Origin of the sequence: Salinivibrio sp. PR6, from assembly GCF_001995955.1 — a bacterium.
In the GTDB taxonomy this organism is placed as follows: Bacteria; Pseudomonadota; Gammaproteobacteria; order Enterobacterales; family Vibrionaceae; genus Salinivibrio; species Salinivibrio siamensis.
Window position 1 is genome coordinate 1 of record NZ_MUFA01000038.1, and the last position, 4,731, is coordinate 4,731.

The 4,731-nt window shown below is 40.4% G+C and carries 7 protein-coding genes and 1 pseudogene; all 8 read right to left on the reverse strand.

The window, feature by feature from the left end; genetic code table 11:
* On the reverse strand, positions 1–1,001 hold a 1,001-nt coding region (locus BZG72_RS15855; protein ID WP_131828044.1), incomplete at its 3' end, for an AAA family ATPase.
* Positions 1,002–1,186: 185 nt separating this feature from the next.
* Complete coding sequence (locus BZG72_RS15860) at positions 1,187–1,681, reverse strand: GNAT family N-acetyltransferase (RefSeq protein WP_077667265.1); 495 nt, start codon at positions 1,679–1,681, stop codon at positions 1,187–1,189.
* 78 nt (positions 1,682–1,759) lie between these two features.
* Positions 1,760–2,185, reverse strand: coding sequence for an N-acetyltransferase (locus tag BZG72_RS15865; RefSeq protein WP_077667266.1), 426 nt, complete (start codon positions 2,183–2,185; stop codon positions 1,760–1,762).
* Between the two features lie 154 nt (positions 2,186–2,339).
* Positions 2,340–2,537 (reverse strand): IS3 family transposase, encoded by a 198-nt coding sequence (locus BZG72_RS16645; RefSeq protein ID WP_077667269.1) that lies wholly within the window; start codon positions 2,535–2,537, stop codon positions 2,340–2,342.
* Entirely contained in the window at positions 2,480–3,043 is a 564-nt protein-coding gene (locus BZG72_RS15875; protein WP_077667267.1) for an IS3 family transposase, read from the reverse strand. The genes BZG72_RS16645 and BZG72_RS15875 overlap by 58 nt, the downstream gene beginning before the upstream one ends.
* Complete coding sequence (locus BZG72_RS15880) at positions 2,995–3,330, reverse strand: transposase (RefSeq protein ID WP_106407299.1); 336 nt, start codon at positions 3,328–3,330, stop codon at positions 2,995–2,997. Before BZG72_RS15880 ends, BZG72_RS15875 begins: the two co-directional genes overlap by 49 nt.
* 157 nt (positions 3,331–3,487) lie before the next feature.
* Positions 3,488–3,631 (reverse strand): annotated as a pseudogene (locus BZG72_RS15885) (transposase); the annotation flags it as partial.
* 393 nt (positions 3,632–4,024) lie between these two features.
* Positions 4,025–4,731: toll/interleukin-1 receptor domain-containing protein (locus tag BZG72_RS15895; RefSeq protein WP_131828045.1), on the reverse strand; the 707-nt coding region annotated here is incomplete at its 5' end.

Consider the following 4,731-nt stretch of genomic DNA (forward strand, 5'->3'; position numbering starts at 1 on the left):
TTTATTGACCGCCTCAACCTGCTCATTAGCATTTCAATTTCAAAAATCATACTAATTAAGTTCATATACCCTAAACCATTATAATGTTCGGGTAAGTCGTGACTCTGATGCGCATACATTACAGTAGTGTTGCCTTCTAAAAGCTCCCGATGCTGCAACGTAGACGTAATTTTGATATCCGTTTCATCTGGATTTATACCACCGAATTTGTTCACCTTTTCGATGATACCCTTAAACATGCTCTGATAGATGCCGCTCAACCTATCATCAGTTTTACGCAGTTCTTTTTTAAATTCGTCAGATGCTTCTTCTTGTTCATCTGACTCATCAACTTGCCTGTACAAGCTTGACGTTTGATTAGACAAGGTTTTATCGTTTTTCTTATTAGTGACGCTTCGCTTCGCATTAATGAACTGAATTCCTAAGATATCTTTAAGGTTTATCCTTTCCTTGTGCAAATCCAAAAATTGATTCTCGTCATCATGCAAAAGACTCTTTTTAATAATTGGACCGAAATAATCAGACAACTTTTCCTTTAGGAAAAGATGGGGTCTATTATCAAACTTATTAGATTCTTCGACATATTTTAATTTAAGTTCACTTAGCTTGTCGAATGGAATTTTATATTCAAAAGAAAGAACTACGTTATCATCATCAGGATCTAAACTCATTATCAATGGACTGATCATAGAAAGATCGTCTGATTCACTGTATTTAATAAAAAGCTTTAGTTGAATTCCTAAAGGAACATATTGTTCCTGAGCACCTATCTCTTGGTCACCTCGAAGAATTTTCTCTAATGAAGACCTCAGTTCAATATTAAAGTCTTCATAGGAAACTGCGTTTCTTTCCGATTGGACTACTAGTTTGTCTAGGCAAGCTAAAACAGATGTTTTACCAGTGTTATTTTTCCCTATAAGTAGAGATAGCTCATCTTCCAAATCTAAGACGAAGTTTTTTAGTAATCTGAAATTTGAAATTTCAATCCGTGCCAATTTCATGCTCTTCTTTGTTCCTTTTTCTTTATCGACAGATATGGACTAACTCTACGAGCAACCCGCCAGCATTTAACGCCCGCCTAAGGGGCTGGCAACGCATACCACTAAACTCAATCACAACAACCGTACCACCGCGGCTCAATGGGACTCGAAACGWCACGCGTTGACAGTCCCTCTTGAGGCGTTTGTTAAATGCATTTTTCAAAGTAGTCCACGGACATATTTTCAAATACACCTTTACCACAACGCTCAAAACCAAGCTTTTTCAGTATGTGCTGTGACTGTCCATTTTCAGGCTCAGTTAAAGCTAGCACGCTTGAATACCCTATTTGTTTGGCATAGTCCAAAACCGCCGAACTCGCTTCAACTGCATACCCATAACCTCGGGACTGAGGCCTTATACGATAACCAAGCTCAACAACATTTTTTCCTTGATATGAAAAATTCTCCAGGCCTGAGTAACCTATAAGCTCTCCTGTGGATTTTTCAACAAGTGCAAACTTCCCAATACCGTGTATTTCATAAGCATCTAGCAATTCTTGGGATCGAATTATTGCCTGTTCGTAGCTCATAGCTCCTGTTGGTGAATAAACCATAAACTCTGGATTTATTAATAATTCTACGATCGACTCAATGTCAGAGAGCTCGAACTTACGGAGCAATAATCTAGGAGTTTCAATCATTTTGCCTCCATGCATTTAACGAAAAGCACTGCGGCGCGAGTTTACGAGCGTCCGGCGGCCGCGTACTGCTGCGCCTTGTTACGAGTGATACTCCATGATGAGCTCAGGGTGCCCGGTGTGCTCATCGATTTGCTCTCCAAGTAAAGTGAATCCGTGTTTCTGATAGAACTCGATGCTCGGTTTATTTTCTTTATAAACAGTGAGTTGCAGGCTCTCTCGCCTACTCTTAGCATCATCAATTAGGGCTGAGCCCAACCCCTTGCCCTGTGAGCCTGGTGTCACAAAGATCGCAGCAAGATTGTTCTCATATAGGCTATAGAACCCAACGACTTCTCCCTCAGCTTCATACACCAGCGTTTCCGATGCAGGGATGTATACATCACGCATCACGCTAATCTTCGAATTCCAAAATGCAGATTCGATGAAGTCATGGGCTTTAATCGATGCAGATAGCCAGATTGCCAAGACTTGATCAATATCGGCTGCCCGATAATCGCGAATCATTTAGTTGCTCCTTAGTACTCGTAACGCCCGCTTAAGTGGTGAGCAACGCTGCCACGAAACTTAATTGTTGTACCGTAAACACAAAAGCCAAATCAAACCAAAACCGCCAAGCGTTGCGAATGATGTTGATCCACTTTAACGGACACGTCTTTCGTTAAGTACATTGTTTTTCAAACGCTATCGGCGACATATAGCCAATGCTACTGTGTAACCGTGTTCGATTATAAAAGTACTGAATATATTTTCTGAGCTTCTCTCGTAAGTGCCTTAAGTTAGCAATCGGTGCATCTTTGATTAACTCGCCCTTAAGCGATTTAACAAGTTTGAATCGAGTCTGTCGCTGAGCGCCCAGCTAAGTACCTTTTTTGAGTAAACATCAATCACTACCGCTAAGTAGCCCCATCGGTTTCCTACTTTTATGTAGGTAACATCCGCAGTCCATTGTTGATTGATTTTGCTCGCCTTTTCTTGTTCTAAGCGTCGATTGACGAGTCCTTTAAAGAACGTCCGACTCTTTTGCCGACGACGGTAAACACGGTCCACTCTCGCCTTTAAACCGGCTTCTCGCATCAAGCGGGCCACACGCTTACGACTCACTGCGAGACCTTTTGCCTTCAACGCCGCATGGATTTTAGGACTCCCATATCTGCCTTCGCTTTTACGGTAGATGAACGCTATCTCTGCGCCTAGCTCACTATCTGCGCGCGCATGTCCTGACTGTCCCCGGCTTAGCCAATCATAATAGCCACTACGAGACACAGAAAAATGCCTACACAGCTTCTTTACTGAGTAAACATCACTATATTGCTTTACGAATCGGTAGGCTTGCGCCTTTGTTCTGCTTGAAAGCGTTGCCACTTTTTTAAGATATCGTTCTCCTCTTCAAGCTCTGTGATCCGTCGCTTGAGTGCCGATAACTCATCCTTCACCTTGTCTGGCTTCACTTTATTTTTTTGGGACTTGACCATACCAAACTCTCCATCTCGATACGCTTTACGCCATTTCGATAGCATGAATGGATGGATATCAAGCGCCTCTGCAACCGACTTCACTGTTCGATGCGTTTCATAGCTCCATTCAACCGCTTTCAGCTTGAAGTCTAGTGAATATTGCGCTGTCTTTTTACCCGTTTTATAGGCTGGCATACTGACCTCCTCAGGTCGTCGATGCGTGTCCAGTAAAACGGATCAAGTCCAGAATCCGTCTTAAAGCGTTTGTTATATTTTTTCTATTCCGAGCTTATCCCTAAACACTTTAACAATATCATCAACAAGTTTCGTTAACTCACCGTTGTAATAGNCATTTCGATAGCATGAATGGATGGATATCAAGCGCCTCTGCAACCGACTTCACTGTTCGATGCGTTTCATAGCTCCATTCAACCGCTTTCAGCTTGAAGTCTAGTGAATATTGCGCTGTCTTTTTACCCGTTTTATAGGCTGGCATACTGACCTCCTCAGGTCGTCGATGCGTGTCCAGTAAAACGGATCAAGTCCAGCCCGACAGTTAAACTTTTCTAAAACGCTTTTAGTTAATTCGCCGTTACCACAACCAACATCTAAGACTAAAGAGTCCTCATTGAGCCATAGTTCACCCAGCAAGTTATCTATACAACTTGGGTTGATGGGGTTGTTATATTTCATTATTACTTTCCATAGTGTTTTTAATTGAAAATTGATATAAGTGTTAGCGTCACTAACGCCTAACGAAGATGAGCAATATTCGCCATTATTGCCTGTGTGCGTAAGATGGTGGTGATCTTAAATTCGATGCTCAGAGACGGCGTGATGTGGGATAAAAACCTCGCCAAAATTTAACGATTGACGACATACTCGTTTGTTATGTGCGTATTTTATTGACTTCGGCATCATCAATTTCAATACCATTATCAATAAAATATTTCACTTGTTTAAACATATCGCTATCGTTGGTGAAATTTAAGCTATATATTGGTTTACCGATTGATAACGCATGTTCAATTTCCAATGATATCCAAGGTGATGTAAATGAATTGTCTGTATTCACGGAGTTTTTTGTTTGCAGAAATACAATACACCTTGATTGTTCAATTCGCTTTTTTAGCACCATTTTGGTGTAGTCACTTACTAGATTTCGCTTCAAAAAATCATTATCACTAGTCCAGTCACAGTAAACACTTAAATCATGATTATTAAGGATCGACTTAACCTGCCTTACTAAATCAGAGTCTTTATAGCTATGCGAGATAAACGCATGGAACTTCTTTTTATTTTGTATAGTATTTAACTCTAATCTTTGGTACAAATCTTCTGGAGAAACAATAAACCGATCTGTCTCTGTATTATACGATTTTACTTTACCCTTGAAATTTTTTCTAAGTCTCACTGAAGCACCAAGTGTTTGAAGATGCTCAAATGCCATCCTCCTAACTTGGTTATTTCTTTCACTATCGTTTAACTTCTGAAAAAATTCTATGACTTGGGGAGTGTTATATTTCTTTAGTTCATTAAATATTTCAACTTTTACTTGAATTGTTATTCCTCTTTTATGGTAAGCAGATAGAAAAG

Excerpts from the sequence above, each read along its gene's own strand:
- BZG72_RS15880 (WP_106407299.1), bottom strand. The coding sequence starts at position 3,330 with ATGCCAGCCTATAAAACGGGTAAAAAGACAGCGCAATATTCACTAGAC.
- BZG72_RS15865 (WP_077667266.1), bottom strand. The coding sequence starts at position 2,185 with ATGATTCGCGATTATCGGGCAGCCGATATTGATCAAGTCTTGGCAATC.
- BZG72_RS15860 (WP_077667265.1), bottom strand. The coding sequence starts at position 1,681 with ATGATTGAAACTCCTAGATTATTGCTCCGTAAGTTCGAGCTCTCTGAC.